Annotated in this window: 26 protein-coding genes; 15 read left to right on the forward strand and 11 right to left on the reverse strand. The window is 73.4% G+C overall.

All coding sequences use genetic code 11. The features are described from left to right. Positions 1 to 61: 61 nt before the first annotated feature. The 3 genes from HS045_RS01970 to HS045_RS01980 all read right to left on the reverse strand — a co-directional run bounded on the left by HS045_RS01970 (position 62) and on the right by HS045_RS01980 (position 3,500). Positions 62 to 997: a co-chaperone YbbN gene (locus HS045_RS01970; protein WP_196449450.1), complete on the reverse strand. Its 936-nt coding sequence runs from the start codon at positions 995 to 997 to the stop codon at positions 62 to 64. A 157-nt stretch (positions 998 to 1,154) separates the two neighbouring features. Next, complete coding sequence (locus HS045_RS01975) at positions 1,155 to 2,822, reverse strand: methylmalonyl-CoA mutase (RefSeq protein ID WP_196449451.1); 1,668 nt, start codon at positions 2,820 to 2,822, stop codon at positions 1,155 to 1,157. A gap of 111 nt (positions 2,823 to 2,933) precedes the next feature. Then, positions 2,934 to 3,500, reverse strand: coding sequence for a MarR family transcriptional regulator (locus HS045_RS01980; RefSeq protein WP_307827349.1), 567 nt, complete (start codon positions 3,498 to 3,500; stop codon positions 2,934 to 2,936). A gap of 404 nt (positions 3,501 to 3,904) precedes the next feature. On the opposite strand from HS045_RS01980, the gene HS045_RS01985 reads away from it, so the two are divergent. Together HS045_RS01985 and HS045_RS01990 are read left to right on the forward strand one after the other, a co-directional pair. Next, the gene (locus HS045_RS01985) at positions 3,905 to 5,587 is read left to right on the forward strand and encodes a hypothetical protein (protein WP_196449453.1); all 1,683 of its coding nucleotides are present in this window, start codon (positions 3,905 to 3,907) and stop codon (positions 5,585 to 5,587) included. A gap of 55 nt (positions 5,588 to 5,642) precedes the next feature. Beyond that, positions 5,643 to 6,320 (forward strand): DUF4230 domain-containing protein, encoded by a 678-nt coding sequence (locus HS045_RS01990; RefSeq protein ID WP_196449454.1) that lies wholly within the window; start codon positions 5,643 to 5,645, stop codon positions 6,318 to 6,320. Positions 6,321 to 6,394: 74 nt separating this feature from the next. Here the strand turns inward: HS045_RS01990 and meaB are convergent, their stop codons facing one another. Together meaB and HS045_RS02000 are read right to left on the reverse strand one after the other, a co-directional pair. Further along, entirely contained in the window at positions 6,395 to 7,342 is a 948-nt protein-coding gene (meaB, locus tag HS045_RS01995; protein WP_196449455.1) for a methylmalonyl Co-A mutase-associated GTPase MeaB, read from the reverse strand. Between the two features lie 107 nt (positions 7,343 to 7,449). Beyond that, positions 7,450 to 8,637: an acetyl-CoA C-acetyltransferase gene (locus HS045_RS02000; RefSeq protein ID WP_196449456.1), complete on the reverse strand. Its 1,188-nt coding sequence runs from the start codon at positions 8,635 to 8,637 to the stop codon at positions 7,450 to 7,452. A 191-nt stretch (positions 8,638 to 8,828) separates the two neighbouring features. On the opposite strand from HS045_RS02000, the gene mce reads away from it, so the two are divergent. Both mce and HS045_RS02010 read left to right on the forward strand, forming a co-directional pair. Then, on the forward strand, positions 8,829 to 9,257 hold the full coding sequence (mce, locus tag HS045_RS02005) for a methylmalonyl-CoA epimerase (RefSeq protein WP_196449457.1): 429 nt from the start codon (positions 8,829 to 8,831) through the stop codon (positions 9,255 to 9,257). 259 nt (positions 9,258 to 9,516) lie between these two features. Then, entirely contained in the window at positions 9,517 to 10,803 is a 1,287-nt protein-coding gene (locus HS045_RS02010) for a DivIVA domain-containing protein (RefSeq protein WP_196449458.1), read from the forward strand. A 214-nt stretch (positions 10,804 to 11,017) separates the two neighbouring features. Here HS045_RS02010 and HS045_RS02015 read toward each other — a convergent pair whose 3' ends face one another. The 4 genes from HS045_RS02015 to HS045_RS02030 all read right to left on the reverse strand — a co-directional run bounded on the left by HS045_RS02015 (position 11,018) and on the right by HS045_RS02030 (position 14,532). Then, on the reverse strand, positions 11,018 to 11,791 hold the full coding sequence (locus HS045_RS02015; RefSeq protein ID WP_196449459.1) for an alpha/beta fold hydrolase: 774 nt from the start codon (positions 11,789 to 11,791) through the stop codon (positions 11,018 to 11,020). Positions 11,792 to 11,865: 74 nt separating this feature from the next. Continuing rightward, entirely contained in the window at positions 11,866 to 12,579 is a 714-nt protein-coding gene (locus tag HS045_RS02020; protein ID WP_196449460.1) for an alpha/beta hydrolase, read from the reverse strand. A 127-nt stretch (positions 12,580 to 12,706) separates the two neighbouring features. Then, entirely contained in the window at positions 12,707 to 12,946 is a 240-nt protein-coding gene (locus HS045_RS02025) for an ATP/GTP-binding protein (protein ID WP_307827350.1), read from the reverse strand. 77 nt (positions 12,947 to 13,023) lie between these two features. Beyond that, positions 13,024 to 14,532, reverse strand: coding sequence for a 3-hydroxyacyl-CoA dehydrogenase family protein (locus HS045_RS02030; protein ID WP_196449462.1), 1,509 nt, complete (start codon positions 14,530 to 14,532; stop codon positions 13,024 to 13,026). Positions 14,533 to 14,677: 145 nt separating this feature from the next. Here HS045_RS02030 and HS045_RS02035 point away from each other — a divergent pair, with 145 nt between their 5' ends. From HS045_RS02035 to HS045_RS02085, 11 genes are all read left to right on the forward strand, one after another. Beyond that, positions 14,678 to 15,136 (forward strand): hypothetical protein, encoded by a 459-nt coding sequence (locus HS045_RS02035; protein WP_196449463.1) that lies wholly within the window; start codon positions 14,678 to 14,680, stop codon positions 15,134 to 15,136. Beyond that, on the forward strand, positions 15,133 to 15,441 hold the full coding sequence (locus HS045_RS02040) for a transcriptional regulator (RefSeq protein WP_196449464.1): 309 nt from the start codon (positions 15,133 to 15,135) through the stop codon (positions 15,439 to 15,441). Before HS045_RS02035 ends, HS045_RS02040 begins: the two co-directional genes overlap by 4 nt. Beyond that, the gene (locus HS045_RS02045) at positions 15,438 to 16,316 is read left to right on the forward strand and encodes an ABC transporter ATP-binding protein (RefSeq protein ID WP_196449465.1); all 879 of its coding nucleotides are present in this window, start codon (positions 15,438 to 15,440) and stop codon (positions 16,314 to 16,316) included. Before HS045_RS02040 ends, HS045_RS02045 begins: the two co-directional genes overlap by 4 nt. A 34-nt stretch (positions 16,317 to 16,350) precedes the next feature. Then, positions 16,351 to 17,511 carry an ABC transporter permease gene (locus HS045_RS02050; RefSeq protein WP_196449466.1) on the forward strand — a complete coding sequence of 387 codons (1,161 nt, stop codon included), beginning with the start codon at positions 16,351 to 16,353 and terminating at the stop codon, positions 17,509 to 17,511. Positions 17,512 to 17,698: 187 nt separating this feature from the next. After that, the gene (gene nucS / locus HS045_RS02055) at positions 17,699 to 18,361 is read left to right on the forward strand and encodes an endonuclease NucS (RefSeq protein ID WP_196449467.1); all 663 of its coding nucleotides are present in this window, start codon (positions 17,699 to 17,701) and stop codon (positions 18,359 to 18,361) included. A 192-nt stretch (positions 18,362 to 18,553) separates the two neighbouring features. Beyond that, positions 18,554 to 19,381, forward strand: a complete 828-nt coding sequence (locus tag HS045_RS02060) for an ABC transporter ATP-binding protein (RefSeq protein WP_196449468.1) — start codon at positions 18,554 to 18,556, stop codon at positions 19,379 to 19,381. A gap of 162 nt (positions 19,382 to 19,543) precedes the next feature. Further along, the gene (locus HS045_RS02065; protein WP_196449469.1) at positions 19,544 to 20,392 is read left to right on the forward strand and encodes an ABC transporter permease; all 849 of its coding nucleotides are present in this window, start codon (positions 19,544 to 19,546) and stop codon (positions 20,390 to 20,392) included. Beyond that, positions 20,350 to 21,810 carry a sensor histidine kinase gene (locus HS045_RS35995; protein WP_196449470.1) on the forward strand — a complete coding sequence of 487 codons (1,461 nt, stop codon included), beginning with the start codon at positions 20,350 to 20,352 and terminating at the stop codon, positions 21,808 to 21,810. The genes HS045_RS02065 and HS045_RS35995 overlap by 43 nt, the downstream gene beginning before the upstream one ends. Positions 21,811 to 21,814: 4 nt before the next feature. Continuing rightward, positions 21,815 to 22,438, forward strand: a complete 624-nt coding sequence (locus HS045_RS02075) for a response regulator transcription factor (RefSeq protein ID WP_196449471.1) — start codon at positions 21,815 to 21,817, stop codon at positions 22,436 to 22,438. Between the two features lie 131 nt (positions 22,439 to 22,569). After that, entirely contained in the window at positions 22,570 to 24,054 is a 1,485-nt protein-coding gene (locus HS045_RS02080) for an aldehyde dehydrogenase family protein (protein ID WP_196449472.1), read from the forward strand. A 146-nt stretch (positions 24,055 to 24,200) separates the two neighbouring features. Further along, positions 24,201 to 24,782, forward strand: coding sequence for a TetR/AcrR family transcriptional regulator (locus tag HS045_RS02085; RefSeq protein WP_230883391.1), 582 nt, complete (start codon positions 24,201 to 24,203; stop codon positions 24,780 to 24,782). Positions 24,783 to 24,851: 69 nt separating this feature from the next. Here the strand turns inward: HS045_RS02085 and HS045_RS02090 are convergent, their stop codons facing one another. Further along, positions 24,852 to 25,445 (reverse strand): response regulator transcription factor, encoded by a 594-nt coding sequence (locus HS045_RS02090; RefSeq protein WP_196449474.1) that lies wholly within the window; start codon positions 25,443 to 25,445, stop codon positions 24,852 to 24,854. Further along, positions 25,442 to 26,659, reverse strand: a complete 1,218-nt coding sequence (locus tag HS045_RS02095) for a sensor histidine kinase (protein ID WP_196449475.1) — start codon at positions 26,657 to 26,659, stop codon at positions 25,442 to 25,444. Before HS045_RS02095 ends, HS045_RS02090 begins: the two co-directional genes overlap by 4 nt. Between the last annotated feature and the right edge of the window lie 4 nt (positions 26,660 to 26,663).

Genomic DNA, 26,663 nt, shown 5'->3' on the forward strand with positions numbered 1-26,663 from the left:
CCGGGCACGGGCTCCGCGCGGGGGTTCAGAACAGCGCCGAGGCTCAGAACAGCGCGGAGGTTCAGAACAGCGCGGAGGCGAGGTTCCTGCGGGCCTTGACCACGGACGGGTCGTCGGCGGGGAGCGTGTCGAACAGGCCGAGCAGGTGCATCCTGGCCGTGTCGCGGTCGTCGCCGGAGGTCCGGCGGACGACCCCGACGAGACGGTCGAAGGCGGCGTCCACCTCACCGGAGAGCATCTCGAAGTCGGCGGCCAGCAGCTGGGCCGCGACGTCGGCGGGATCGGCCAGGCGGCGCTCCACGTCGGCCGGGTCGACGCCGGTGGTGCGGCGGATCAGGCCCAGCCCGGCCAGTCCCAGCTTGGCGTCCTCGTTGTTCGGGGAGCGGGCCAGGAGCCGCTCGTAGGCCGCCGTCGCCCCGTCGAGGTCGCCGGCGTCGATGGCCTGCTCCGCCGCGAGGACGTCCGGGTCCACCGGGGGCTCCTGGGAGGCGGGTTCGCCTTCCTGCCCTTCGGCGGGCGGCGGGAGGTACTGCGCGAGGGCCTCCATGAGCTGGGTGAGCCAGTCGCGCAGCTGCGGCTCGGTGGCGATGCCCGGGACGACGGCCACCGGCTGCCCCTGGAAGATGGCGTACAGGGCCGGCACGTTCTGCACCCGGAGCGCCTGGGCGATCTGCCTGCTGATCTCGACGTCCACCCGGGCCAGCACCCACCGGCCCGCGTTCTCCGCGGCCAGCTTCTCCAGCAGGAGGCTGTAGTCCCTGGCCTGCTCGGCCCGGGTGACGGTGAGCTCCAGCAGCACCAGGCTGTTCATGGAGCGTTCGACGACCTCCGTCGCGAAGCTGGCGTCGTCGACATCGATGACCTGCGCCGGGACGCCTCCGGTCTGCTGCGCGGTGGTCTCCCTGCGCGCCTGCGCCTCCAGCGCCTGCTTGCGCGCGCCGAGGTCGACGGCACCGTAGAGCGATCCGGGTCGAGGAGTGAAATCCGCTGGGCTCATGCCTCCAATCCTGCCGCATGAGGAGGGCCCGGTCGTACTTCCGCGCGCCCGGGAGCCCGCGGGGACGGCCGGCAGCGGCCCGGGAGCCCGCGGGGAGCGGCCGGAGCGCCAGTGGGAGGCCGGTGGGCGGCCCGGCCGGTGGGCGGCCGGGGCGCCGTCAGAAGCGTGCGGGCTCGGTGTAGACCCCCCACACCCCGCGCAGGGCGTCGCAGATCTCGCCCAGGGTGGCCTCGGCGCGGACCGCGTCGAGCATGGCCGGGATCATGTTGCCCTCACCTCGTGCGACCCGGATCATCGCGGCCAGCGCGGCGTCGACGGCGCCCTGGTCGCGGGCGGCGCGGCGGGCGGCCAGGATCCGGTTCTGCTCCCGCTCGACCTCGTGGCCGACCCGCAGGATCTCCAGGGGCTCCTCGGCGGAGGCCGTGTGGCAGTTCACCCCGACGATCCGCTTCTCGCCCTTCTCCAGCTTGCGCTGGTAGTCGAAGGCGGCCTCGGCGATCTCCGACATGAACCAGCCGTCCTCGATGCCGCGCAGGATCCCCGCGGTCATCGAGCCGTCGGAGCCCATGTCCCGGATCTTCGCGAAGATCGCCTCGGCCTCGGCCTCGATCCGGTCGGTGAGCGCCTCGACGTACCAGGATCCGCCGAGCGGGTCGGCGACGTTGACGACCTCGGTCTCCTCCATGATCACCTGCTGGGTGCGCAGCGCGATCTCGGCGGCCTTCTGCGTCGGCAGCGCCAGCACCTCGTCCAGCGCGTTGGTGTGCAGCGAGTTGGTCCCGCCGAGCACGGCCGCGAGCGCCTCGACCGCGGTGCGGACCACGTTGTTGTACGGCTGCTGCGCGGTCAGCGAGACCCCGGCCGTCTGGGTGTGGAAGCGCAGCCACTGGGCCTTGTCGGTCCTGGCCCCGTAGACGTCGCGCAGCCAGCGGGCCCAGATGCGGCGGGCCGCTCGGAACTTGGCGATCTCCTCGAAGAAGTCGATGTGCGCGTCGAAGAAGAACGACAGCCCGGGGGCGAAGACGTCGACGTCGAGGCCGCGGGACAGGCCGAGCTCCACGTAGCCGAACCCGTCGGCCAGGGTGAACGCCAGCTCCTGCGCGGCCGTGGAGCCTGCCTCCCTGATGTGGTAGCCGGAGACGCTGAGCGGCTTGTAGGCCGGGATCTCCGCGGCGCAGAACTCCATCAGGTCGCCGATCAGCCGCAGGTGCGGCCCGGGGGCGAACAGCCACTCCTTCTGCGCGATGTACTCCTTGAAGATGTCGGTCTGCAGCGTGCCGTTGAGCCGGCCGGCCGGCACGCCCTGCCGCTCGGCCGCGACGACGTACATGCAGAAGATCGGCACGGCGGGACCGCTGATCGTCATGGAGGTCGTGATGTCGCCCAGCGGGATGCCGTCGAACAGCAGGTCCATGTCCTGGGCGGAGTCGATCGCCACGCCGCAGTGGCCGACCTCGCCGAGCGAGCGCGGGTCGTCGGAGTCGCGGCCCATGAGCGTCGGCATGTCGAAGGCCACGCTCAGCCCGCCGCCGCCGGCTCCCAGGATCATCTTGTAGCGCTCGTTGGTCTGCCGGGCGTTGCCGAACCCGGCGAACTGCCGGATGGTCCACGTCTTGCCGCGGTAGCCGGTGACGTGCAGGCCCCGGGTGAAGGGGAACTCCCCGGGCCAGCCGATGCGCTCGAAGCGCGGGTCGTCCCCGGGCGGGCCGTAGACCGGCTCCACCTCCATGCCGGAGAGCGTCCGGAACTCCGACCCGCGCTTGGCGGCCCGGTCGAACCGCTCCTGCCAGCGCGCCCTGCCCGCCTCGATCTCCCCGGCGTTCATGCCCCACCTCTTCCGTCCGGCTCGTGGCCCCGGCCCCTCCCTCGCGGCCCGCGCCCGCCGGTGGGCGGGGGCGGGGCCGGGGAGAGGACCCACGGAAAATACTAGGACGTCCTAGTATTTGTTGGCCAGACCGGGAGCGGTGCGCCCGGCCCCGCGCTCGGCGTCGTGCTCGGCCGCGAAGTCCCCCGCGGCCACCCTGAGGGTCCGGAGCAGGCCGAACAGCTGCTCCAGCTCCGCCTCGCCGTACATCGGCAGCGCGAAGTCGGCGCCCATCAGCGCCTCGGTGGCCTGGGCCACGACCTCGCGGCCCCGGTCGGTGATCTCCGCCAGCACCCCGCGGCCGTCCCGGGGGTTGCGTCGGCGCCGGACCAGCCCGGCCCGCTCCAGCCGGCCCACGGTGTTGGTGACGCTCGTCGGGTGCACCATCAGCCGCTCGCCGATCCGCGACAGCGGCAGCGCCCCGGCCCTGCTGAAGGTGAGCAAAACCAGGGCCTCGTACCTGGCAAAGGTCAAGTCATACGGCTTGAGCAGCGTGTCCAGTTGCGACAGCAGGATCTGGTGCGCTCTCATGATCGAGGTAACCGCGGCCATCGCCGACGACGGCCCGAAGCGAGCGCGCCACGTCTGCGCGGCACGCTCGATGGGGTCGAACGGCAGGTTCAGCTGGTCGGTAGCCACGCAGGCTACGGTAGCGCGACCTCGTCCCGGTTCGCCCATATACGTAGAGTGATCAGACTGGCGGCTTGGCCAAGAACCCGGGCGTGAAACGTCACACTCAGTTATGGTTCCCACATCGAATGGTGAGGCCGCAGCCAAGTGGCGACGGGGACTCAAGTCCAGCCCGCGGGGGAAGCGGGCGGGACCGGACGCCGAGGGGACCGGCTCCGCACATTCACCGCACGGGGGGTGCTTGATGGACGACGATTCGAAGGCGTTCGCACGCCATGCCGACTCCGGCCCGGACTCCGGTCCGGGCTCCGGCGCGGTGGGTGCGGCGGTGGATGCGGCGCGGGCCCGGCCCGCGCCCTCCCGTGCGTGAGCACAGGGGCGTTTCACGCGAGGAACTCCAGCAGAGCGCGTTGGTGGCGGTCGCCGTCCTGCTCGTGCTCGGTGTGGTCGCGGCGTGGAGCGTCCTCATTCCCGGTGTCAGCGCCTGGGAGAACATCATCGTCGCGCTCATCGGCTCCCTGCGCATCACCGGGCCGGTCGCCGCCGCGTTCGCCGCCTGGGTGGCGGTGCGCCGGCGGCGCGCGACCGGCGGCAGGGCCCTGACCACGTGGCAGGCGGTGCGCGCGCCGCTGGCGATCCTGGTGGTCGTCATGGGCTCCTACACCGCCACGGTGCTGGTCCTGGCGGTCAAGACCATGCTCAGCGAGCAGGCCGGACGGCTGCTGCCCAGTGGACTGATCATGGGCGTGTCCGGGCTGGCCCTGTACGTCACCATCGGCTGGGTGACCGGATGGCTGCTGCCCTGGACCATCACCCCGGCGCTCGCCGGCATCGGCTGCTACGCCCTGTTCAGCTGGCTGGCCGACGGCTCGACCTGGGCCGACCGGCTCGCCCCCGCCACGCGGGAGCCGTACGACCTCTTCCAGGGGCTGAGCGCGGCGGCCTTCACCGACCAGACGCTCTGGCTGCTGGGCGTCAGCTCCGCGCTCCTGCTGGGCTGGGCCGCCATCGTGACCCGCCAGGCGCTCGTGCTGGCCGCCGCGCTGCTCGCGGTGCTGGCCGCCGGCACCGGCGTCGCCCGGCTGCTCTCCGAGCCGAAGCCGATCGCGATCCAGCGGGTGGTCTACAGCTGCCAGGAGTGGCCGATCATGGTCTGCGTGCACCCGGGGATGCGCACCGGACTGGACGAGCTGGGCTCGGCGTTCGTCAAGATCGCCTCCCGGCTGGCGGGCACGCCCGGCGAGTTCTCCCGGGTCGAGCAGCGTCCCCGGCGCGACGACGCCGTCCTGCCCCCGGGCGTGGTCCCCGTCCACGTCGACGACCTGTCGGCCGGATTCGCCGACCGGGCGTCCGACGAGTTCGTGGAGAGCCTGGCGGAGGAGTGCGAGGGCACGGTGGCCGACGGGTACCGCGACATCGTGACGGCCTGGCTGCGCGGCGAACCGCTGCCCGGCGGGCCGCTGCCCGAACACCAGTACGCCGCCGCCTGGTTCTCCGGCCTGACCGAGGCCCAGCGGCGCGGCTGGCTGCGGCTCTACTACTCCGACTTCACCGGCTGCCGGCTGCAGAGCACCCACTTCGGCGCCCAGACGGCCCAGAGCGGGCAGACGCGCCGGTCGCGGGCGGAGACTCCGGAGCCCCGGGAGAGCCGGGCGGCCTCCGGCACGCGCAGGACCGGTGAGCCGAAGGGGAGCGGGGAGTCCCGGCGCGAGCGGGCCGGCGGGCGGACCACCGGCCTCGGGCGGACGGGCCTGGCGGAGGGGACGCCCCGCGCCGGCCAGCTCTACCAGGCGCCCGAGGACGTGCTGTTCGCCCGCCCGGCCGTCTCCCCCGCCCCGGGAGCGCCCGCCCCGCCGCGCGGACGGCCCGGCCCGGCCGCGGAGGGCGGTTCCCTCCCCCGCCACGACGGCCCCCGGGGCGGGGAGCCGCGCGGCCAGGGGGACGGCGGGCCGAGGGAGCACCACGGCGGTGGACCGAGGGAGCACCACGGCGGTGAACCGGGCCGGCGGGCGGACGGCACGCCGCTCGGGGACATCCGCGACGCGCTCCGGCGGCACCTGCAGGACGTGACCTCCGCGGGCCTTCCGCGGCGATGACGGGATCCGCGTAGGGTCCAGGTGAGAAAGCGGCCCCCGCGGGAAGGACACGGCTGTGAACGCTCCCCCGGAAGCACCCCCCGAGGTCTCCCCCCCGGCGCCGCGCCGGCGCCGCCTGCGCTTCCTGGCCGGGCTCCTCGTCGCCGCGGCCCTCCTGGCCGTGGGGGCCAGGGTCGCCTGGTCGTGGCTGGACCCCTTCGGCGAGACCACGGTCGACCGCAGCCAGCCGGCCCTGCTGCAGTCCATCCACGATCTCAGCCGCTTCGAGGCGGCCACCGGCAACTTCCAGGTCATCGTGGACCTGGAGAAGGACGCCGACTTCCTGCCCGACGCCCTCAAGGGCACCCGGACCCTCTTCGTCGGAGCGGGCGGCGTCGACGCCTACGTGGACTTCGGCGGCCTGGCCAAGGACGCGCTGACCGTCTCCCCCGACCGCACCGAGGTCACCGTACGGCTTCCGCGCGCCCAGTTGGAGAAGCCCAACCTCGACAACCGGCGCTCCTACGTCTACGACCAGCAGCGCGGCCTGTTCGACCGGGTCGGGGAGTTCCTGTCCTCCTCCCCGTCCGACCAGCAGGAGCTCTACGTGCTGGCCGAGAAGAAGATCGCCGAGGCGGCCCTCGCCAGTGACCTGCGCAACCGCGCCGACCAGAACACCAAGGCGATGCTGCAGGGCATGCTGGGCGGCCTCGGCTTCACGAAGGTGACGGTGAAGTTCTCCGACGAGCCCTGACCCGGTGCGCGCTCCGGGCCGGCGGGACCCGCCAGCCGGGCGGGCGAGCGGCTCGTCCCACCCGGCCGAGCCCGTCAGCCGAGTGAGGCGAGCAGTTCGTCCGCCGCCGTGTAGGGGTCGAGCTCGGCGTCCAGGACTCGCGCGGCGAGCGCGTCCAGCCGCCGGTCCCCGTGCAGGTGGGCGAAGCGCGAGCGGAGCGCGGCCAGGGCGACGGCCTCGATCTCGTCCCGCGCCCTGGCGCGGCGGCGGCGCTCCAGTCCCCCCGACTCCTCCAGGTGCGCCAGGTGCGCGTCCAGGGCGTCGGCCACGTCCCCGCCGCCCTCGCCCCGGTAGGCCACCGTCGGCACGATCGGCGGTCGCCAGGCCCGCTCGACCAGGGCGAGCATGTTGCGCAGCTCGCGGACCGTCGCCTGGGCGCCGTCGCGGTCGGCCTTGTTGACCACGAACACGTCCGCGATCTCCAGGATGCCCGCCTTGGCGGCCTGGACGCCGTCGCCCATGCCCGGGGCGAGCAGCACGACGGTGCTGTCGGCCAGGGAGGCGATGTCCACCTCGGCCTGGCCGACCCCGACCGTCTCGACGAGGATGACCTCGCACCCGGCGGCCTCCAGCACGCGCAGCGCCTGCGGCGCGGCCCAGGACAGCCCGCCCAGGTGGCCGCGGCTGGCCATGGACCGGATGAACACGCCGGGGTCGGTGGCGTGGTCCTGCATCCGCACCCGGTCGCCCAGCAGCGCCCCGCCGGTGAACGGCGAGGACGGGTCGACCGCCAGCACGCCGACCGTCCTGCCGCGCTCGCGGAACGTCCGGACCAGCATCGCGGTGGAGGTGGACTTGCCCACGCCGGGCGAGCCCGTGAGCCCGATGATCCGGGCCCGCCGCGGCCGGGCGGCGCAGAGCCGCACCAGCTCCGCGGAGATCTCCCGCAGCAGCGGCGAGCCGTTCTCCACCAGGGTGATCAGCCGGGCCACCGCCCGGGGCCGCCCCCGGCGGACGCCCTCGACCAGGACGTCCAGATCCATGCCGTCTCCGTCCCGCCGGTCGCGCTGCCCCGGCGCCGCCGATGCGGCCTCCCGGTCGTGCTGCCCTGAGACCGCCGATGCGGCCTCCCGGTCGTCCATCCCCGCCCTCAGACCGAGGGGACGCGGATGATCAGGGCGTCGCCCTGGCCGCCGCCGCCGCACAGGCCCGCCGCGCCGAGCCCCCCGCCCCGGCGCCGGAGCTCGTGGGCGAGAGCCAGGACGATGCGGGCGCCGGAGGCCCCGATCGGGTGGCCGAGGGCGATGCCGCCGCCGTTGACGTTGACCTTGTCGAGGGGGACGCCCAGTTCCTTGGCGGACTGCAGGACGACCTGGGCGAACGCCTCGTTGATCTCCAGCAGGTCGAGGTCGTCCACCGTGAGCCCCTGCTTGCCGAGGGCGTGCCTGATCGCGTTGGCCGGCTGCGACTGCAGCGAGTTGTCCGGCCCGGCCACGTTGCCGTGGGCGCCGATCTCGGCCAGCCACTCCAGGCCCAGTTCCTCCGCCTTCGCCTTCGACATCACCACCACCGCGCAGGCGCCGTCGGAGATCTGCGAGGCGGAGCCCGCGGTGATCGTGCCGTCCGCGGCGAAGGCGGGGCGCAGCCGGCTCAGGGTCTCGGCGGTGGTGTCGCCGCGCACGCCCTCGTCGGCGGAGAAGACGACCGGCTCGCCCTTGCGCTGCGGGACGGGGACCGGGACGATCTCGTCGTCGAACGCGCCCTTCTCGATCGCGGCGGCGGCGAGCCGGTGGGAGCGGGCGGAGAACGCGTCCTGCTCCTCGCGGGTCAGGCCCAGGCGGGCGTTGTGCCGCTCGGTGGACTCGCCCATGGACACCTGGTCGTAGGCGTCGGTCAGACCGTCGTACGCCATCGAGTCCACGATGGCGGCGTCGCCGTACTTCACCCCCCGGCGCAGGCCGGGCAGCAGGTGCGGGGCGTTGGACATGGACTCCATGCCGCCGGCGACCACGACGTCGAACTCGCCGGCCCGGATGAGCTGGTCGGCCAGGGCGATGGCGTCCATCCCGGACAGGCAGACCTTGTTGATCGTCAGCGACGGCACGGACATCGGGATCCCGGCCTTCACCGCCGCCTGCCGGGAGGGGATCTGCCCCGCCCCGGCCTGGAGCACCTGGCCCATGATCACGTACTGCACGGCCTCGGGGGCGATGCCGGAGCGCTCCAGCGCGGCCTTGATCGCGATGCCTCCGAGCTCCGCGGCCGACAGGCCGGACAGGGAGCCGAGAAGGCGGCCGATGGGGGTACGAGCTCCGGCGACGATGACGGAACCAGGCATGGGAGGGGCCTTCCTGTGTCGATGGCGGCACTGCGCGTCACGGCTCGGACGGAAGATGCCGGATCGCTGCCCTCGGCCCCGCGGAGGTCTCCGCCCCTCGGTCCCGCTCACCGGCGCGTCCTCGCGGAGGACGTGACGCGTTTGCCACGATACCCATGAGCACCCGGACGCCCGCCATGGAGGATGGCCCTATGTTCATGCGCATCGATCACGTGGGAATCGCCTGCCACGACCTGGAGGAGAAGATCGCTTTCTTCGAGCGGACCTTCGAGCTCACGGTGGTGGCCAGGGAGGTCAACGAGGAGCAGGGGGTCAAGGAGGCGATGCTGCACATCGCCGACGGCGAGGGAGGCGGCTCCTACCTCCAGCTCCTCGAACCGCTCGGCCCCGACACCCCCGTGGGCAGGTTCCTGGCCAGGCGCGGGGAGGGGGTGCACCACGTCGCGTTCGGCGTGCCGGACGTCGAGGCGGCCCTGGGCGAGATCGGCGGCCGGGGGGTCCGCCTGCTGGACGCGGAGCCGCGCCACGGCTCCATGGGCTCCTCCATCGCCTTCCTGCACCCCAAGGACGTGGGCGGGATGCTCACCGAGCTCGTCCAGGCCCCGCCGCGGCGGCCCTGACCGCGCCGCCGCGCCGGCCCCGGCGCGGCGGCCCCGGCCGGCCGCGACGACCATGACCACGCGGAACACGGGGGCGGAACGCAAGAAAGGCTCATACGTAACAAGTCACGCAGATAGTCGGAGGAGGAGGCCAACGCGGCAGCGGCGGAGTACGCTGGCGTACCACCGGACGTGGATCCCGCCCCGGCTCCCGCCTCGGATGTCCGAAACCCCCCGTCCGGCCCGTGTAGCCGTCTCGACAACCCAGGATCGAGCCTCCATGCAGTCCGACATCGACGCCCAGCTCAACAACTTCTTTGAAGACGCCCCCGCTCGGGAATTCGACGTGGTGCTCCGTGGCTATGACCGGCACCAGGTCCACGACCACCTGAAGCAGATCGACGGGGAGTTGCGTCAGGCCCGGGAGCAGGTCCAGGGCCTGCAGCGGGATCTGGCCGACTCCCAGCGCCAGCTTCAGGAGCAGGAGCGCCCGACCTACTCCGGACTCGGCGCCCGGATCGAGCAGCTGCTCCGCCTCGCCGAGGAGCAGGCCACGGAGCTCGTCCAGGCCGCCCGCGCCGAGGCCAACGAGATCAAGGCCGCGGCCAAGGTGGAGGCCGCCGACATGCGCGCCGCCGCCGAGAACGAGGCGGCCGAGAAGCGCGCCCTGGCCACCCGCGAGGCCGACGACATGCGCAGCACCGCCGAGCGCGAGGCCGAGGAGATCCGCTCGACCGCCCGCCGCGAGGCCGACGAGCTGACCTCCACCACCGAGCGCGAGGTCGCCAAGCTCCGGGCCACCGCCGACCACGAGGTCGCCGAGAAGCGCGCCGACGCCGAGCGTGAGATCGCCAAGCTGCGCACCACCACCGAGCGCGAGGTCGCCCAGCTGCGCGCCTCCACCAAGCGCGAGCGCGACGAGATCCTCACCACCGCCAAGCGCCAGGCCGACGAGATGCGGGCCCAGGCCCAGCGGGTGCTGGAGGAGTCCGAGGCCAAGCGGGCCCAGGACGAGGCCGAGTTCGAGATCCAGCTCGCCTCCCGCCGCGAGGAGGCCGAGCGCCAGGAGGCCGAGCGCCACGCCACCGCGCAGGCCGCCACCCAGAAGCTGGTCGCCGAGGCCGAGCAGCGGGCGGCCACGGCCGAGCAGCGGGCCACCAAGGCCACCCAGCAGGCCGAGCAGACCCGCCGCGAGGCCGACACCCACGCCAAGCAGCTGCTGGCCAACGCCCGCAAGAACGCCGACCAGGTCGTCTCCGAGGCCAAGGCCAGCGCCGAGTCGATCGTCTCCGAGGCCAAGGCCGAGGCCGAGCGGAGCCGCTCGGTCGCCCAGCGCCAGGTCGACGAGCTGACCCGTCAGCGCGACAGCATCACCAGCCACCTGGCGCAGCTCCGCCAGCTCCTCGGCGGCGCGCCGCTCCCGGCCGTGGAGCCGGAGCCCGCGGTCACCGCGGCCCCGGCCAAGCCCGCCATCGCCGCCTCGCCCAACGGCAGCGCCGACAAGCCGGTCCCCGCTCCCGCCAAGGCCGACAAGGCCGAGGACGACGCGGAGTGGTGGCAGGAGTAGCGCCACCCCCGGCTACGGGGCACCGACGACGGCTACGGGAGAGCCTGGCGACCTTCGCGGTCGCCGGGCTCTCCTTCTGTTCCCCGGCCGCCCCGCACGGCACCCACGCGTCCCCCGGGTCTCACACGGCCCCGACCGCCCCGCACGGCTCCCACGCGTCCTCGGCGGCCCGGCCGCCGGTTCCGCCTCCGGTGCTCCCGCGCGACCGGGCCGCTCAGCGGATCCGCTCCTCCAGGAAGGCCGCCACCGCGCGGTTGAACGCCTCGGGCTGCTCGATCGCGCTGAGGTGGCCGGCCTTCTCGATCACCGTCAGACGGCCGTCCGGCACCGCCTCCGCCATCGCCTCGGCGTCGGACGGCGGGGACAGCTCGTCCTCCTCCCCCACGATCACCAGCGCCGGAACCCGGAGCGCGCGCAGGGTGTCGAAGGAGTCGGGGCGGACGGCCATGGCCCGCTGGGCCCAGGCCGCGGCGGCGGGCGGCGCCGACTGGACCAGGCCCCGGACCCGGCCGAAGACCATCGCCCGGCGCTGCCGGGTGGTGGGTCCGACCAGTCCCGGGAGCACCTCGTCCACCAGGACCGAGGCGCCCCGCTCCAGGACGGCCGCGGCGATGCGCTCCCGGCCGGCCCGGGCGGGCTCGGGGTCGGCGGTCGCCTTGGTGTCGGCGAGGACCACCCCCAGGACCCGGTCGGGGTGCCGGCGGCACAGGGCCATGGTGACGTAGCCGCCCATGGACTGGCCGCCGACGACCGCGCGGTCGACCCCCTCCTCGTCGAGGAGGCGCACGACGTCGTCGGCCATCACGTCGAGTGAGGGCTCGTCTTCGCCGAGCGGTGAGCCGCCGAAGCCGCGCAGGTCCGGAGTGATCACCTTGCAGGTGGCGGCGAGGCCCTCACGCTGGGCCAGCCACATCGTCGAGGACATCGGGAACGCGTGGAGAAGGACGACCGGGAGTCCCTCGCCCGCCGACCGGGTGTACAGGCGCACGCCGTCCACCGTAATCCGGTACTCCCTTCCTGGCACCCCCCGACGCGTGACGGGTTGCGCGTCCGCCTCCGGAGTCACGCCCCGGCGACCTCCGTGGGCAGGGGATGGGCGGCGGGGTTGACCCGGCGGACGATCTCGTCGAGCACGATCCGCACGTACGGCTCGCCGACCCACAGGTGCTTGGCGCCGTCCACCCCGACGACCTCGGCCTGCGGGACCCGGGCGAAGCGCCGGCGCGCCTCCTCCGGCCGGAGGTAGTCGTCGAGCTCCGGCACCAGGACGGTGAGCGGCCGGCCGAACGCCGCCCACGCGTCGAGGTCGGCGTCGGTGGCCCGGTGCAGCGGCGGCGAGAGCAGGATCGCCCCCTGTACCACCGGGTCGTGCCCCCATTTGAGCGTCAGCTCGGTGCCGAAGGACCAGCCGACCAGCCACGGCCGGGGCAGGTCGTGGAACTCGGCGTACTCCAGCGCGGCGGCGACGTCGAACCGCTCGCCCTCCCCGCCGGCGAAGGCGCCCTCGGAGGTGCCCCGCTCGGAGGAGGTGCCGCGGGTGTTGAAGCGCAGCACCGCCAGATCCGCCAGGGCGGGCAGCCGGTTGGCGGCCTTCTTGTAGAGGTGGCTGTCCATCATGCCGCCGTGCGTGGGCAGCGGGTGCAGGCAGACGAGCGTGGCCACCGGGGGGCGCTCCGGCGGCAGGGCCAGCTCGCCGACGAGGGTCAGCCCGTCACCGGTGTGCAGCTCGATCGGCTCGCGCCGCGCGGGCAGGACCGTAGAGGCCCGGATCTCCATGGTTCTCCTTCTTCACGGCCGGTGGGCGCAGGACTCCGCGGCCACCGGACACGGGACTCCGCGGCCACCGGACACGGGACTCCGCGGCCGGTGGACACGGGACGCGGCCGGCGCCCACCGATCCTCTTCAGTATCGACTCCGGCCGGGGCCGCGCCTGGTCCGGTTGCGCCAGCAGGCGGTGTGCCAGTGCCTGCGCTCGTCCTCCCCGCCCGCCCAGGCGGGCCAGCTCACCAGGTGCGGCAGGCCCGCGCGGATCTCCTGGTCGCATCCGGGGCACCGGTAGACCTTGCCGGCCGCCGCCCCGGTCACCCGGCGCACGTGCCAGTCGCCGTCCGGCCACTCCTCGACCTGGTCGACCCCGGGCACCGACCCTCCGACGGGGCGGGCTCCGCCCCGGTTCCCACCGCGGTCGAAGGGGTCCATCCGCCGTGCCTTGCGCGGACTCATGACGACAGGTCGCGGATGCTCCGCACACCGGCCGTGACGAGCCGGTCGAGGAGCGGCGCGGGGGTGAAGGAGGGGTCGCGGTACTCGGCGTAGAGAGCGCGCAGGCCGTCGCGGACGGCCTCCAGGCCCAGCCGGTCGAGCATCTCGAACGGTCCGGCCGGGTAGCCGCAGCCCAGCCGCATCGCCGTGTCGATGTCCTCCATCGAGGCGTAGCCCGATTCGTACATCCGCACGGCGTCGTTCAGGTGGGGGTGGAGCAGCGCCCCGACCACGAACCCGGCCCGGTCCCGGCAGGACACCGGCGTCCGGCCCAGGATGCGCAGCAGGCCCCGGGCCACCTGCGCGGCGCCCGGCGAGGTGAGCACGGTGGAGGCGACCTCCGCGACCTGGTCGCCGACCAGGTTGAGGCCGACCAGGCGCTCCGGGTGCGGGAGCCGTACGGCCTGCTCGATCACCGGGGTGCGGGAGACGGCGACGACCAGGTCGGCGTCCTCGACCGGGGCGGTCTTGAAACCCGCCGCCGACAGCCGCGCGGCGAACGCCTCGGCGGCGCCCTCCGCCGCGCCCGTCCCGTTCCCGGCCGTCCCGCCGAGGACCGCGACGGTGCTCGCCGACGGCTTCTCCTCGGAGGAGGGGTTCGCGGGCGGCTCCTCGCCGTGGAAGAAGCCGCGCCCGGACTTGCGGCCGAGCAGCCCGGCGGTGACGAGCTCGCGCAGGACCGGGGCCGGGGCGTGGCGGCGCTCGCGGCTCTCCTGGAACAGCGCCTCGCAGATCTCGTGGGAGGTGTCCAGCCCGATCAGGTCGAGCAGGGCGAAGGGCCCCATCGGGAAGCCCGCCCCGAGCCGCATCGCGGTGTCGATGTCGTCGCGGGTGGACAGGCCGTGCTCCAGCAGCACGGCCGCGTGGTTGAGGTAGGGCAGCAGGAGCCGGTTCACCACGAAGCCGGCGCGGTCGGCGACGGTCACCGGCGTCTTGCCGAGGCGGCGCGCGAGCCCGGCCACCTCGTCGGCCAGGCCGTCCTCGGTGGTCACCGTGCGGACCACCTCGACCAGCCGCATGACCGGGGCCGGGTTGAAGAAGTGCATGCCCACCACCCGGCCGGGCCGGGTGGTGGTGGCCGCGATCGCGGTGACCGAGAGCGAGGAGGTGTTGGTGGCGAGCACCGCGGACGGCTTGCAGACGCGGTCGAGGTCGGTGAACAGGGCCCGCTTGAAGTCCATCACCTCGGGGACGGCCTCGACGACCAGGTCGCAGTCCGCCAGGTCCTCCAGGGAGGTGGTGAAGGCCACCCGGCCGAGGATCGCCGCCTGCTCGGCCTCGGTCAGCCTGCCGCGCGACAGCGCCCTGCCCGTGGAGCCCTCCAGGTGACCCCGGCCGCGCTCCAGCGCCCCGGGATCGGTCTCCACGCCGACGACCGCGATCCCGGCGCGGGCGAACACCTCGGCGATCCCCGCCCCCATCGTGCCGAGGCCGACCACGCCGACCGTCTCAAAGGTATTCGCCATCCCTCTCCCCATCACGCCCGCGGACCGGTGCCGGCGGAGAGCCGGCGCTTCCCTCCCCGAGTCTCCCAGAGACGCCCCGTACTCCCTGCAACCGGCACTGGAAAATACTTGAACAGAAGTTGAGTATCAACTAGCGTTTAATGACATGAACGAAGGAGGAGCATTGGAGGGCAAGTTCACTCCGGAAGAAGCGCTGCAGCAGATCGGCGCCGTCGACCGACGGGTCCGGCGGTCGGTGGAGACGGCCGGACTGGTCTACCTCCTCGCCGGGACCGTGACGACCGTCTACTGGACGACCATCCTGCTGGGCCCGCGCTGGCTCCAGATCTCGGCGGCGATCCTGGCATCGGTCCTGGTCGGGACGTTCGCCCGCTACCACGAGAAACTCGGCGTGCGGGACCGCGCCATCGTCCGGGCCAGCAGAACCGGCGGCGCCGTGCACCTCGCCTATGGCGCCATGACCGTGGCCACGCTGATCGCCGCGTTCTTCCTCCGGCCCGGAGACCCCGGCGGCGGCTGGACCGCCTTGGCGGTCACGCTGGCGGTGGCCACCGGCCTCCCCCTGCTCTATGCGGGAGGGCGGATCCTGAGGGCGCCGCGATGAGCGGCTCGCACCCCCGCCACGGGCTGGACGACGTCATCCACGCCCCGGTCCGGCTCTCGATCATGGCCGCGCTGTCCGCCGCCGAGAAGGCGGAGTTCCGCTTCCTGCGCGACACGATCGAGGTGAGCGACTCCCTGCTCTCCAAGCACATCCTCACCCTGGAGGAGGCCGGCTACGTCCAGGTGGAGAAGGTCTTCGTGGGCAAGCGCCCGCGTACCTGGCTCTCCCTCACCGACGACGGGCGGCGCGCCTTCCTGGATTATGTCTCCGTGCTGAAACGACTGACGGAAGGGCTTTCCGAATGATCGAAATTGATGACCTGCACAAACGCTACGGGGACAAGACCGCGCTGACCGGCGTGTCCTTCGCCGTGAAGCCGGGCGAGATGTTCGGCTTCGTGGGCGCCAACGGCGCGGGCAAGACCACCACGATGCGCATCCTCATGGGCGTGCTGTCCGCCGACTCCGGCCAGGTGCGGTGGAACGGCGCACCGCTGGCCTTCGCCGACCGGCGCAGGTTCGGCTACATGCCGGAGGAGCGCGGGCTGTACCAGAAGATGAAGGTCGCCGAGCAGGTGGAGTACTTCGGCCGCCTCAACGGCCTGGCCCCGGCCGCGGCCCGGCAGGCGACCGCGGACCTGCTGGAGCGGCTCTCGCTCACCGAGCGGGCCGGCGACGAGGTGGGCGCGCTCTCCCTGGGCAACCAGCAGCGGGTCCAGCTCGCCGTCGCGCTGGTGCACGAGCCCCAGGCGCTCGTCCTGGACGAGCCCTTCTCCGGTCTCGACCCCATCGCCGTCGACGCGCTCGCCGAGGTGCTCGTCGAGCGGCGCCGCGCCGGTGCCCCGGTGCTGTTCTCCAGTCACCAGCTGGACCTGGTCGAGCGGTTGTGCGACGCGGTCGGCATCATCTCGGCCGGGCGCATGGTGGCCAGCGGCACGGTCGCGGAGCTGCGGGCCAAGGAGGGCCGCGGCGTGCTGAAGGTGGTCGTCCGGGAGGCGGCCCCCGGCTGGACGGCCGGCCTGCCCGGCGACCTCACCACCGACGGTGACGAGGTGCGCTTCACCGGCGTGGACGGCGACGGCCAGGAGATCCTGCGGGCCGCCACCGCGGCGGGCAGGGTCGAGCACTTCGGCTGGGAGCGGCCCTCGCTCACCGAGATCTTCCGGGAGGCCGTCGCATGAGCCTCTCCTCCGACGACTTGAGGACGGTGCAGCGGTGAGCGGACTGTGGCTGGTCGCACGGCGGGAGATCGTCACGCGCGGCCGTACGAAGGGGTTCGTCATCGGGCTGGTGGTGAGCGCGCTGCTGGTCGGCGCGTTCGCCTTCCTGCCCAAGGTCTTCGACGGGCCCGACTCCTACACCGTGGGCGTCGTCGGCTCCCCCGCGGTGCAGCGCGAGCTCGTCGAGGCGTCCGCCGGATCGTCCCGGGAGACCAAGGTCACCACCAGGCCGTTCGCCGACGAGGCCGCCGCGCGCAAGGCGGTCCTCGACGGCGACGTGGACGCGGCCGTGGTGGACGAGCACCGGGTGCTCGCCGACGGCGAGGTCGACCGGGAGCTCGGCGCGCTGCTGGAGGGCGCGCATCAGACCGCGCAGATGCAGAAGCAGCTCACCGACGCGCGCCTCGACCCGGCCACGGTCGCCCGGGCGATCCAGGTCGCCCCCCTGGAGCAGGTCTCCGTCGGCGCCGACACCCGCTACGCGGCCGCGCGCACCGGCATCGCGACCATCGTGGTCATCGTGCTGTTCTTCCTGATCTTCCAGTCGGCCATGTTCGTCGCCATGGGCGTGGTCGAGGAGAAGGGCAGCCGCATCGTGGAGATCCTGCTGACCTCCATCCGCCCCTGGCAGCTGCTCGGCGGCAAGGTCCTGGGCCTGGGCGTGCTCGCGCTGGTCAACCTCATCGTGGTGATGGCCGTCGGTCTCGGCACCGCCGCCGCGACCGGCTTCACCGTCGACCTGCCCCCGGGGATGACCGGCATCGTGCTGGGCACCCTGTTCTGGTTCCTGCTCGGTTACGCCTTCTTCTCCGTGCTGGCGGCGGCGCTGAGCTCCCTGGTCTCCCGGCAGGAGGAGGTGAGCAGCGTCCTGACCCCGCTGCAGATGTTGATCATGGTCTCCTACTTCGCGGCCTTCTTCACCACCATGGAGCCCGGCACCACGCTGGCCCGGGTCATGTCGCTCATCCCGCCGTTCTCCTCCATGGTCATGCCGGTCCGCACGGCGGGCGGTGAGGTGCCCCTCTGGGAGATCGGGCTGGCGGCGGCGCTGATGCTCGCCGCGACGGCGGGCATGCTCGCCGTCGGCGCCCGGATCTACGAGCGCGCGGTCCTGCGCACGGGCGCCCGGGTCAAGCTCACCGAGGTCGTGCGCTGACCGGCGCACCGTGAGAAGGCGCCGCCGTACGGCCCGGCGGGACTCCCGGCGGAGCCGTACGACGGCGCTCCGGACCACCGGGGCCCCCGGCCGAGCCGTACGGCGATGCCCCGGACCACCGGGGCCCCCGGCGGTCGCCCCGCTTCGCCGGGCGGACGCCGGTGTCCGGCCGGTAGGGTGGGGGCCCATGCGGCTGGTCATCGCGCGTTGCAGCGTGGATTACGTGGGAAAGCTGACGGCCCATCTCCCGATGGCGCCCCGGTTGATCTTGATCAAGGCGGACAGCAGCGTGTCCGTTCATGCCGACGACCGCGCCTTCAAACCGCTCAACTGGATGAACCCGCCGTGCAAACTCCGCGAGGAGGACGGCACCTGGACGGTCACCCACGGCAAGACCGGGGAGAAGCTCGTCCTGACGATGGAGGAGATCCTCCACGACTCCAGCCACGAGCTGGGCGTGGACCCCGGCCTGATCAAGGACGGCGTCGAGGCGCACCTGCAGGAGCTGCTGGCCGAGCACATCACCACGCTGGGCGCGGGCTACACGCTGATCCGCCGGGAGTACATGACGGCGATCGGCCCGGTGGACATCCTCTGCCGCGACGCGGGCGGGGCCACCGTCGCCGTCGAGATCAAGCGACGGGGCGAGATCGACGGAGTCGAGCAGCTCACCCGCTACCTGGAGCTGCTCAACCGCGACCCGCTGCTGGCGCCGGTGCGGGGGGTCTTCGCCGCCCAGGAGATCAAGCCGCAGGCCCGTGTGCTGGCCGCCGACCGCGGTATCGACTGCGTCACCCTCGACTACGCCGCGCTGCGCGGCATCGAGCCGGAGAACCCCACGCTGTTCTAGCCGGTGCGGCCCCGCTCGCGGGTTCCTCCGGCATGCTCCCCGCCTGCCCGGTTCCGGGGAACCGTCCGCCGCCTGCCCGGTTCCGGGAACCGTGCGCCGCTCCGGACCGGCGGCCCTGTCCTCCGAACGGAGGACAGGGGGTTCCACCGGCCGTCGGTACCGGCGGCGGCCCGCCCGCACGAGGCTGGGGGCATGACGACGACAGCGGTGAAGGTGCGCGGCCTGGCCAAGCGGTACGGCGACGTACAGGCGGTCGGGGGCATCGACCTCGACATCGAGCCGGGCGAGGTCTTCGCGATCCTCGGCCCCAACGGGGCCGGGAAGTCCACCACGGTGGAGATCCTGGAGGGCTACCGGCGGCGGGACGCCGGCGAGGTCAGCGTCCTGGGGGTGGATCCGGGCCGGCCCACCCGCGCGTGGCGCTCCCGGGTCGGGGTGGTGCTGCAGACCGCCAACGACATGACCGAGGCGACGGTGCGGGAGACCGTCCGGCACTTCGCCGGCTACTACCCGAACGCCGAGGACCCCGACGAGGTGATCGAGAAGGTCGGCCTGACGGAGAAGGCCGGCAAGCGGGTCCGGGAGCTCTCCGGCGGCCAGCGGCGCCGGGTGGACGTGGCGCTCGGCGTGATCGGCCGCCCCGAGCTGCTCTTCCTGGACGAGCCGACCACCGGGTTCGACCCCGAGGCGCGGCGGCGGTTCTGGGAGCTGATCCAGGGGCTGGCCCACCGGGGCACCACGATCGTGCTGACCACCCACTACCTGGACGAGGCCGAGGCGCTCGCCGACCGGGTGGCGGTGATCGCCGGGGGCCGGATCGTGGCCGAGGGCGAGCCCGCGACCCTGGGCGGCAGGGCCACCGCCAAGGCCACGGTCCGCTGGGCGGGCGGATCGCTGGAGACCGACACCCCCACGCGGACCGTACGGGAGCTGAGCGAGCGGTTCGACGGCGAGATCCCGGAGCTGACCGTGTCCCGGCCGTCCCTGGAGGAGGTCTACCTCCGCCTGATCGGAGGATGACCTCCGGCTCCTCCCGGGAGAGCGCCCTGACGACTCCCCGGGAGAGCGCCCTGACGACTCCCCGAGAGAGCGCCCTGACGACTCCCCGGGAGAGCGCCCTGACGACTCCCCGCCGGACGCATCCGGCGATCCCCGTATCCAGACGATGGAGACCCGATTCCCATGAGCGAGACCCTCGCCCCCTCCTCCGCCGCACCCGTGCCCGCGCCCGCCGGACCGCCCTCCACGATCAGGGTGGGGCTGTCCCGGGCGGCCTTCGAGACCCGGATGTTCTTCCGGGAGAAGGATGCGGTGATCTTCACCTTCTCCTTCCCGATCGTCCTGCTGGTGATCTTCGGATCGATCTTCGCGCAGGAACTGGAGGGCACCGGCCTGAACGTCTCCCAGCTGTACGTGGCCGGTCTGATCGGCTCGGCGGCCATGACCGGCTTCCAGAACCTCGGCATCGGCATCGCGGGGGACCGCGACGACGGCACGCTGAAGCGGCTGGCCGGCACGCCGATGCCGCCCGCCGCCTACTTCATCGGCAAGGCGCTCAACACACTGCTCGTCTCCGCGGTCCAGGTGGCGATCCTGCTGGCCATCGGGGTGGCGCTGTTCGAGCTGGAGCCGCCCTCGGCGCCCTCCGACTGGCTGACCTTCGCCTGGGTGTTCGTGCTCGGCGTGCTCGGGTCGTCCCTGCTCGGCATCGCGGCCAGCGGCCTGCCCCGGTCGGCCAAGAGCGCGAGCGCGGTGATCGCGATGCCGTTCGTGGTCCTGCAGTTCATCTCCGGGGTGTTCATCCCGATCAGCCAGCTTCCCGAGTGGGTGATCCGGGTCGCCTCGTTCTTCCCGCTCAAGTGGATGTGCCAGGGCTTCCGGTCGGTGTTCCTGGGCGACGGAGGTGCCACACTCGAACTGGCGAAATCATACGAACTCGGCCGAGTCGCTCTGATTCTGGGCGCCTGGGTCATCGGAGGACTCCTGCTGTGCCTGACGACCTTCCGCTGGAAGAGCCGCCGCGACGGATAGCCGTGCGGCGGAGGGACCCCGCCGGGGACCGTCCGCCGGTACGGGCCTCCGGATCGCGGGGGCAGGCCCGGGGCGCCGGAGCCGCGGACGGCCCGCACGTGTGGGAGTCGCTGCGCGGCTGGGAGGTGCTGCTCGTCACGGCGGTCCTGTTCCCGGCGGGGGCGATCGCGCTGGGCGGCCTGCCGCCGTGGCAGCGGGCACTCGCCTCCGCGCTGCTGATCGCGATCGTGCCGCTGTACCTCCTGCTCGGCCGGCCCGCGATCCTGGCCGACGACCGGCGCCGGGGCGCCCTGTACATCGTCCTGATGACCGCGCTGTTCGCGCCGGCCGCGCTCACCGACACGACGGCGACGTTCGCGCTCTTCGGCCTGTGCCCGCAGTGCTTCATGGTCTTCCCCGCCAAGAAGGCGGTCGGCTGCGTGGTGGTGCTGAACCTGGCCCCGGCGGTGCGTTTCCTCACCTTCGACGAGGACGGGGTGGAGACGTTCAACTTCCTGACCGTCACCGTGATCGTCGTCTTCTTCTCCGCGGCCTTCGGGATCTGGATGGAGCGGATCATGCAGCAGAGCGACGAGCGGGCCCGGCTCATCGAGGAACTGGAGGCCCAGCGGGCCGAGGTGGCCCGGCTCTCGGCCGAGCGCGGCGCGCTGGCCGAGCGCGAGCGCCTGGCCGGGGAGATCCACGACACCCTGGCCCAGGGCTTCACCAGCATCATCATGCTGCTCCAGGCGGCCGAGGCGCAGCCGGATCCGGCCCGGCACCTGGCGCTGGCCGTACGGACCGCGCGGGAGAACCTGGCCGAGGCCCGCGCGCTGATCGCCGCCCTGGCCCCCGCCCCGCTGGACGGCTCGACGCTGGACGAGGCCCTGCACCGGCTCACCGCGCGGCTGGGCGAGGAGACGGGGATCGAGGCCGCCGCGGTCGTCCGCGGGCGGTCGCGCCCCCTGCCGCCGCCCGTCGAGGTGGTCCTGATCCGCGCCGCGCAGGAGGCGCTGGCGAACGTGCGGCGGCACGCGGGGGCGGGCAGGGTGGACGTCCGGGCGGTCTACGGGCCGGGGACCGTCACACTGGAGGTCCGCGACGACGGGATCGGCCTCGATCCGGCGGCCGGCGGCGGGTACGGCCTGCGCGGGATGCGCGCCCGGGCCGAGCAGGTCGGCGGGACGCTCACCGTGACCGGTGCGCCCGGTGCGGGGACCGTCCTCGCCGTGACCGTCCCCACCGGCGCGGAGGCCTTGTCGGGGGATCCGGGCCGGGCGGCCACCGCGACCGCGGCCCCCGAGACCGCGGACCCCGGGACCGCGGACCCCGGGACCGCGGACCCCGGGACCGCGGACCCCGGGACCGCGGACCCCGGGACCGCGGACCCCGGGACCGCTTCTCCGGGGACCTCCGTCCCCGCCGAGCAGGGAGGATGACCGCATGCTGCGCCTGATGATCGTCGACGACCACCCGGTGGTGCGGGAGGGGTTGCGCGGGATGCTGGAGTCCGATCCGCGGGTCACCGTGGTCGGCGAGGCGGCCTCCGGGGACGAGGCCGTCGTGCGGGCCCGCGCGCTCGCGCCGGACGTGATCCTGATGGACCTGCGGATGCCCGGCGGCGACGGGGTGTCCGCGATCCCCCGCATCCTGGCGGACCGGCCGGAGAGCCGGGTCATCGTGCTGACCACCTACGAGACGGACCAGGACATCGTGCGCGCCGTCGAGGCGGGGGCCGCGGGCTACCTGCTCAAGGACACCTCCCGGGCCGACCTGCTGGCCGCGGTCGTCTCGGCCTCCCGGGGGGAGACGGTGCTCTCGCCGTCGGTGGCGACCCGGCTGGTCTCGCGCATGCGGGCCCCCGCGGCCGAGTCGCTCTCCCCGCGCGAGACCGAGGTGCTCTCCCTGGTCGCGCGGGGGCTGACCAACGCCGAGATCGGCCGGGCGCTGTTCATCGGCGAGACCACCGTCAAGACGCACCTGTTGCGGATCTTCGGCAAGCTCGGCGTCTCCGACCGCACCGCCGCCGTCACCACGGCCATGGACCTGGGACTCCTCATCCGATAAGACTGGTAAGTGATGGTTTACCTCATGGGCGGGCCCGGTCTATCGTGGGCCCACCGTGCCCGTTCGGCCGGCCGCGCCCCTCGGGAGCGCGCCGCCGCCGGGTGTTCGCTCCGCACGCGAGGAGATCCGTGATGTCCACGGCGACCGAACAGCGCACCTTCGACTCCCTCGACCCCGCGACCGGAACCGTCGTCGGGACCCATCCGATCCAGGACGCCGCGGCCGTACGCGCGGCCGTGGCCGAGGCGGCGCACGCCGCGCGGTGGTGGGGCGGACTGGGCTGGACCGAGCGCAGGCGGCGGCTGCTCGACTACAAGGCGGTCGTCACCCGCGACCTCGCCCGGATCGCCGAGGCGGTCCACCGGGAGACGGGCAAGCCGGAGGCCGACGCCGCGCTGGAGGTGATCCTGACCATCACCCACCTCGACTGGGCGGCCCGCAACGCGCGCCGGGTCCTCGGTCCGCGCCGGGTCTTCCCCGGCCTGGTCGGCGCCAACCTCGCGACCACGCTGGAGTACCAGCCGCTGGGGGTCGTGGGGGTCATCGGGCCGTGGAACTACCCGGTGTTCACCCCGATGGGCTCGATCGCCTACGCGCTGGCGGCGGGCAACGCGGTGGTGTTCAAGCCGAGCGAGCTGACGCCGGGGGTGGGGGTGCTGCTGGCCGAGCTGTTCGCCGAGTCCGTGCCCGAGCAGCCGGTGTTCCGCACGGTGACCGGCCTGGGCGAGACGGGCGCCGCCCTGGCGGGCGACCCGGGGGTGCAGAAGATCGCCTTCACCGGCTCCACCGCCACCGCCAAACGGGTGATGGCCGCGTGCGCGGCGAACCTGACGCCGCTGGTCGCCGAGTGCGGCGGCAAGGACGCCCTGATCGTGGACGCCGACGCGGACGTGCGGGCGGCGGCGGACGCGGCGCTGTGGGGCGCGATGTCCAACGCCGGGCAGACCTGCGTCGGGGTGGAGCGGGTCTACGTGGTGGACGCGGTCTACGACGCGTTCATGCGGGAGCTGACCGGGCGGGCCGCCGCGCTCAAAGCGGGCGAGCACTACGGCCCGATCACCATGCCCGCGCAGCTGGACGTCATCCGGCGGCACATCGACGACGCCGTCGCGCGCGGAAGGGCCGTGGTGGGCGGGCCGGAGTCGGTGCGCGCGCCGTACGTGGACCCGGTGATCGTGGAGGACGTGCCGGAGGACTCCCCGGCGGTCCGCGAGGAGACGTTCGGCCCGACGGTGACGGTCAAGCGCGTCGCCGACGCGGAGGAGGCGCTGGAGAAGGCCAACGCCACCGCGTACGGCCTGGCCGGGACGATCTTCTCCGGCGACGCGCGGCGCGCGGTGGCGCTCGCGCGCCGGATGCGCAGCGGGATGACCGCGATCAACTCGGTCATCTCCTTCGCCTCGGTGCCGTCCCTGCCCTTCGGCGGTCTCGGCGACTCCGGTTTCGGCCGGATCCACGGCGCGGACGGCCTGCGCGAGTTCGCCCGGCCCAAGGGGATCTCCCGGCAGCGCTTCACCCTGCCCGGAATGAACCTCACGTCGTTCACCCGCGGGCAGAAGGAACTTGACCAAGTGGTGAAGCTTGTGACTTTCTTGCACGGTCGCCGGAAGCGATAACGGCCGACCCCTTCCCCAAAAAGGATCTTGCACCCATAATAGTTGGTTCGGGGAGCGAAGATCATGAGGTGGAAGCGAATATGCATGGACTTGTCAAGCCCTCCCCCGCAGCGAGGGCTTGCATGAATGGCCGATCCTATAGGGGAATGACAGCGGAGGAACGGTTGGCGGAACGCCGGGAGCGCCTGATCTCGGCGGCCTACGTCCTGTACGCCGAGCTCGGCTTCCCCGACACCACGATCGAGAAGCTCTGCACCGTCGCGCGCATCTCCAACCGCGCGTTCTACGAGTGCTTCGAGAGCCGCGACGAGCTGATGCTGGTGGTGTACGACCGGTGCGTGCGGGAGACCCTGGAGACGGTGGCGCACGCCGTCGAACGGGCTCCCGACACGCTGCCCGGCCGGATCGAGGCGGGCATCTCGGAGTACATCCGGTTCATCACCGAGGACAGGCGCCGTGCCCGGATCATGTATCTGGAGGTGCGGCGGGCCGACCACGGCTTCACCGCGTCCCGGCAGCAGACCTCGGCGGCCTTCTGCCGGATCCTGGAGACCAGCCTCTTCGAGCTGCCGGAGACGGGCGGGGTGGAACCGCGCCTGGTCGTGCTCGGCCTGCTCGGCGTGGTCCAGGAGCTGCTCATCGAGTGGACGCTGTCCGCCGACCCGCCGCCGGTGGACCGCCTGATCGGCACGGCCGTGCACATCTTCCGCCGGTCGCTGGTCGGCTGAGCCGGAGCCCGCCGGTCGACCGTGCACATCTTCCGCCGGTCGCCGGCCGGCCGAGCCGGAGCCCGCCGGTCAGAGCCAGCCCTTCTCCTGGGCGGCCCGGATGGCCGTGATCCGGTTGGCGGCGCCCAGCTTGGTGATCGCGCTGGACAGGTAGTTGCGGACGGTGCCCTCGGTGAGGTGGAGCGCGGCCGCGATCTCCCCGACCGAGGCGCCCCGCGCCGCCTGCGCCAGCGCCTCCCGCTCCCGGTCGGTCAGCGGGCTCTCCCCCGCCATCATCGCCGAGGCCGCCATCTCCGGGTCGAGGTAGCGCCCTCCCCCGTGGACCTTGCGGATCGCCGCCGCCAGCTCGTCGGAGGAGGCGTCCTTGGGCACGAAGCCGCGCACCCCCGCCGCCAGCGCCCGCCGCAGGTAGCCCGGCCGGCCGAAGCTGGTCAGCATCAGCACGGCGTGCCCCGGCAGCGTCTCGGCCACGCTCAGTCCGTCCATGCCCGGCATCTCGATGTCCAGCACGATCACGTCGGGACCGTGCTCCCGTACGGCCTGCGCCACGTGGTCGCCCCTGCCCACCTGGGCCACGACCTCGATGTCCGGCTCCAGCCCGAGCAGCGTGGCGATCGCCTCGCGGATCAGGTGCTCGTCGTCGGCCAGCAGGACCCGGATCATCGTGCTCCCTCCAGCGGGACCGTCGCCCGCAACCTGAACTCCCCCGGTCTCCCGGATCCGGCGGTGACCGTGCCGCCCGAGGGGGCCAGCCGCTCCGACAGGCCGATCAGGCCCGTGCCCCCGCGGGCCGCCGCCCCCGTCACGCCGTCGTTGACCATCTCCAGCACCGCCGTGCCGTCGCGCACCGCCACGGAGATCCGGCAGCGGGTCGCCGCGCTGTGCCGCAGCACGTTGGTGGTGCCCTCGCGGGCCACCCAGGCCAGCAGGCCGGCGCCCTCCTCCGGCACGCCCTCCGGCGGCGTCTCCAGGGTGCAGCGGATGCCGCCCGCCTCCAGCACCGCGACCATGCTGCGCAACTCCGCACCGAGGTCGACCGTCCGGTAGCCGCGCACCGCCGTACGGATCTCCTTCAGCGCCTCCCGGGCCAGCCCGCGCACCGCGTCCATCTCGGCCGCGGCACGGGTGGTGTCGCGGCCGGCCAGCTTGGCCGCGACCTCGCTCTTGACCGCGATCGCGGAGAGGCTGTGCCCGACCAGGTCGTGCAGGTCACGGGCGAAGCGGAGCCGCTCCTCGGTCACGGCCAGCTGCGCCTGCGCCGCCTTGCCGGCCTCCGCGGCCCGGACCACCTCCCAGAACCAGAGCTGGAACCGGTTCATCCACGGCACGGTCAGGGACGCCGCCACGTAGCCGCCGATCGCGCCGCCGAACGCCTCCCGGTCCGGGTAGAAGGCCGTCCAGGTGTCCGGCCACAGGAAGAACACCCCGGCCGCCGTCGCCGCGACGGTGGCCGCGAACGTGGCGGACCGGTTCAGCAGCAGCGCCGCGCCCGCCGCCCAGGCCGGGGCGATCAGCCCCCAGGCCAGCAGGTGCCCGTCCTGGGTCAGCAGCACGGCCAGCGCCACCGCGCCCGAGGCGGCCACCTCCCGGTGGGCCGCGGCTCCGTCCAGGGCCGCTCTGATCATCCGTGTCTGGAGCGCGGTGAAGGCCGCCAGCCCCAGCAGCCCGAGCGCCAGGGAGGAGACCGGGACCGGCCGGGTGCCGCCGGTGAACCAGCCGAGCGGGCCGATCCAGGCCAGGAAGATCCCGATGCCCAGCATCCAGGCGGTCAGCCGGCGGAGCCGTTCGACCTGGGAGCGCGCGCGGCGCCGCGGGCGCGCCGCGGGGACGAGGCGCCGCAGGCGCCCCGCCCCCCGTTCGTCCGTCTTCGTCGTCATCCGG

It is taken from the genome of Planomonospora sp. ID82291 (assembly GCF_015711645.1).
Classification (GTDB): Bacteria; Actinomycetota; Actinomycetes; order Streptosporangiales; family Streptosporangiaceae; genus Planomonospora.

Excerpts from the sequence above, each read along its gene's own strand:
- HS045_RS02000 (WP_196449456.1), bottom strand. The coding sequence starts at position 8,637 with ATGCCTGGTTCCGTCATCGTCGCCGGAGCTCGTACCCCCATCGGCCGC.
- nucS (WP_196449467.1), top strand. The coding sequence starts at position 17,699 with ATGCGGCTGGTCATCGCGCGTTGCAGCGTGGATTACGTGGGAAAGCTG.
- HS045_RS02030 (WP_196449462.1), bottom strand. The coding sequence starts at position 14,532 with ATGGCGAATACCTTTGAGACGGTCGGCGTGGTCGGCCTCGGCACGATG.
- HS045_RS02045 (WP_196449465.1), top strand. The coding sequence starts at position 15,438 with ATGATCGAAATTGATGACCTGCACAAACGCTACGGGGACAAGACCGCG.
- HS045_RS02020 (WP_196449460.1), bottom strand. The coding sequence starts at position 12,579 with ATGGAGATCCGGGCCTCTACGGTCCTGCCCGCGCGGCGCGAGCCGATC.
- HS045_RS02075 (WP_196449471.1), top strand. The coding sequence starts at position 21,815 with ATGCTGCGCCTGATGATCGTCGACGACCACCCGGTGGTGCGGGAGGGG.
- HS045_RS01970 (WP_196449450.1), bottom strand. The coding sequence starts at position 997 with ATGAGCCCAGCGGATTTCACTCCTCGACCCGGATCGCTCTACGGTGCC.
- HS045_RS02080 (WP_196449472.1), top strand. The coding sequence starts at position 22,570 with ATGTCCACGGCGACCGAACAGCGCACCTTCGACTCCCTCGACCCCGCG.
- HS045_RS02085 (WP_230883391.1), top strand. The coding sequence starts at position 24,201 with ATGACAGCGGAGGAACGGTTGGCGGAACGCCGGGAGCGCCTGATCTCG.
- HS045_RS02040 (WP_196449464.1), top strand. The coding sequence starts at position 15,133 with ATGAGCGGCTCGCACCCCCGCCACGGGCTGGACGACGTCATCCACGCC.
- HS045_RS01975 (WP_196449451.1), bottom strand. The coding sequence starts at position 2,822 with ATGAACGCCGGGGAGATCGAGGCGGGCAGGGCGCGCTGGCAGGAGCGG.
- HS045_RS02065 (WP_196449469.1), top strand. The coding sequence starts at position 19,544 with ATGAGCGAGACCCTCGCCCCCTCCTCCGCCGCACCCGTGCCCGCGCCC.
- mce (WP_196449457.1), top strand. The coding sequence starts at position 8,829 with ATGTTCATGCGCATCGATCACGTGGGAATCGCCTGCCACGACCTGGAG.
- HS045_RS02090 (WP_196449474.1), bottom strand. The coding sequence starts at position 25,445 with ATGATCCGGGTCCTGCTGGCCGACGACGAGCACCTGATCCGCGAGGCG.
- HS045_RS02060 (WP_196449468.1), top strand. The coding sequence starts at position 18,554 with ATGACGACGACAGCGGTGAAGGTGCGCGGCCTGGCCAAGCGGTACGGC.
- meaB (WP_196449455.1), bottom strand. The coding sequence starts at position 7,342 with ATGGATCTGGACGTCCTGGTCGAGGGCGTCCGCCGGGGGCGGCCCCGG.
- HS045_RS02010 (WP_196449458.1), top strand. The coding sequence starts at position 9,517 with ATGCAGTCCGACATCGACGCCCAGCTCAACAACTTCTTTGAAGACGCC.
- HS045_RS02035 (WP_196449463.1), top strand. The coding sequence starts at position 14,678 with ATGAACGAAGGAGGAGCATTGGAGGGCAAGTTCACTCCGGAAGAAGCG.
- HS045_RS02095 (WP_196449475.1), bottom strand. The coding sequence starts at position 26,659 with ATGACGACGAAGACGGACGAACGGGGGGCGGGGCGCCTGCGGCGCCTC.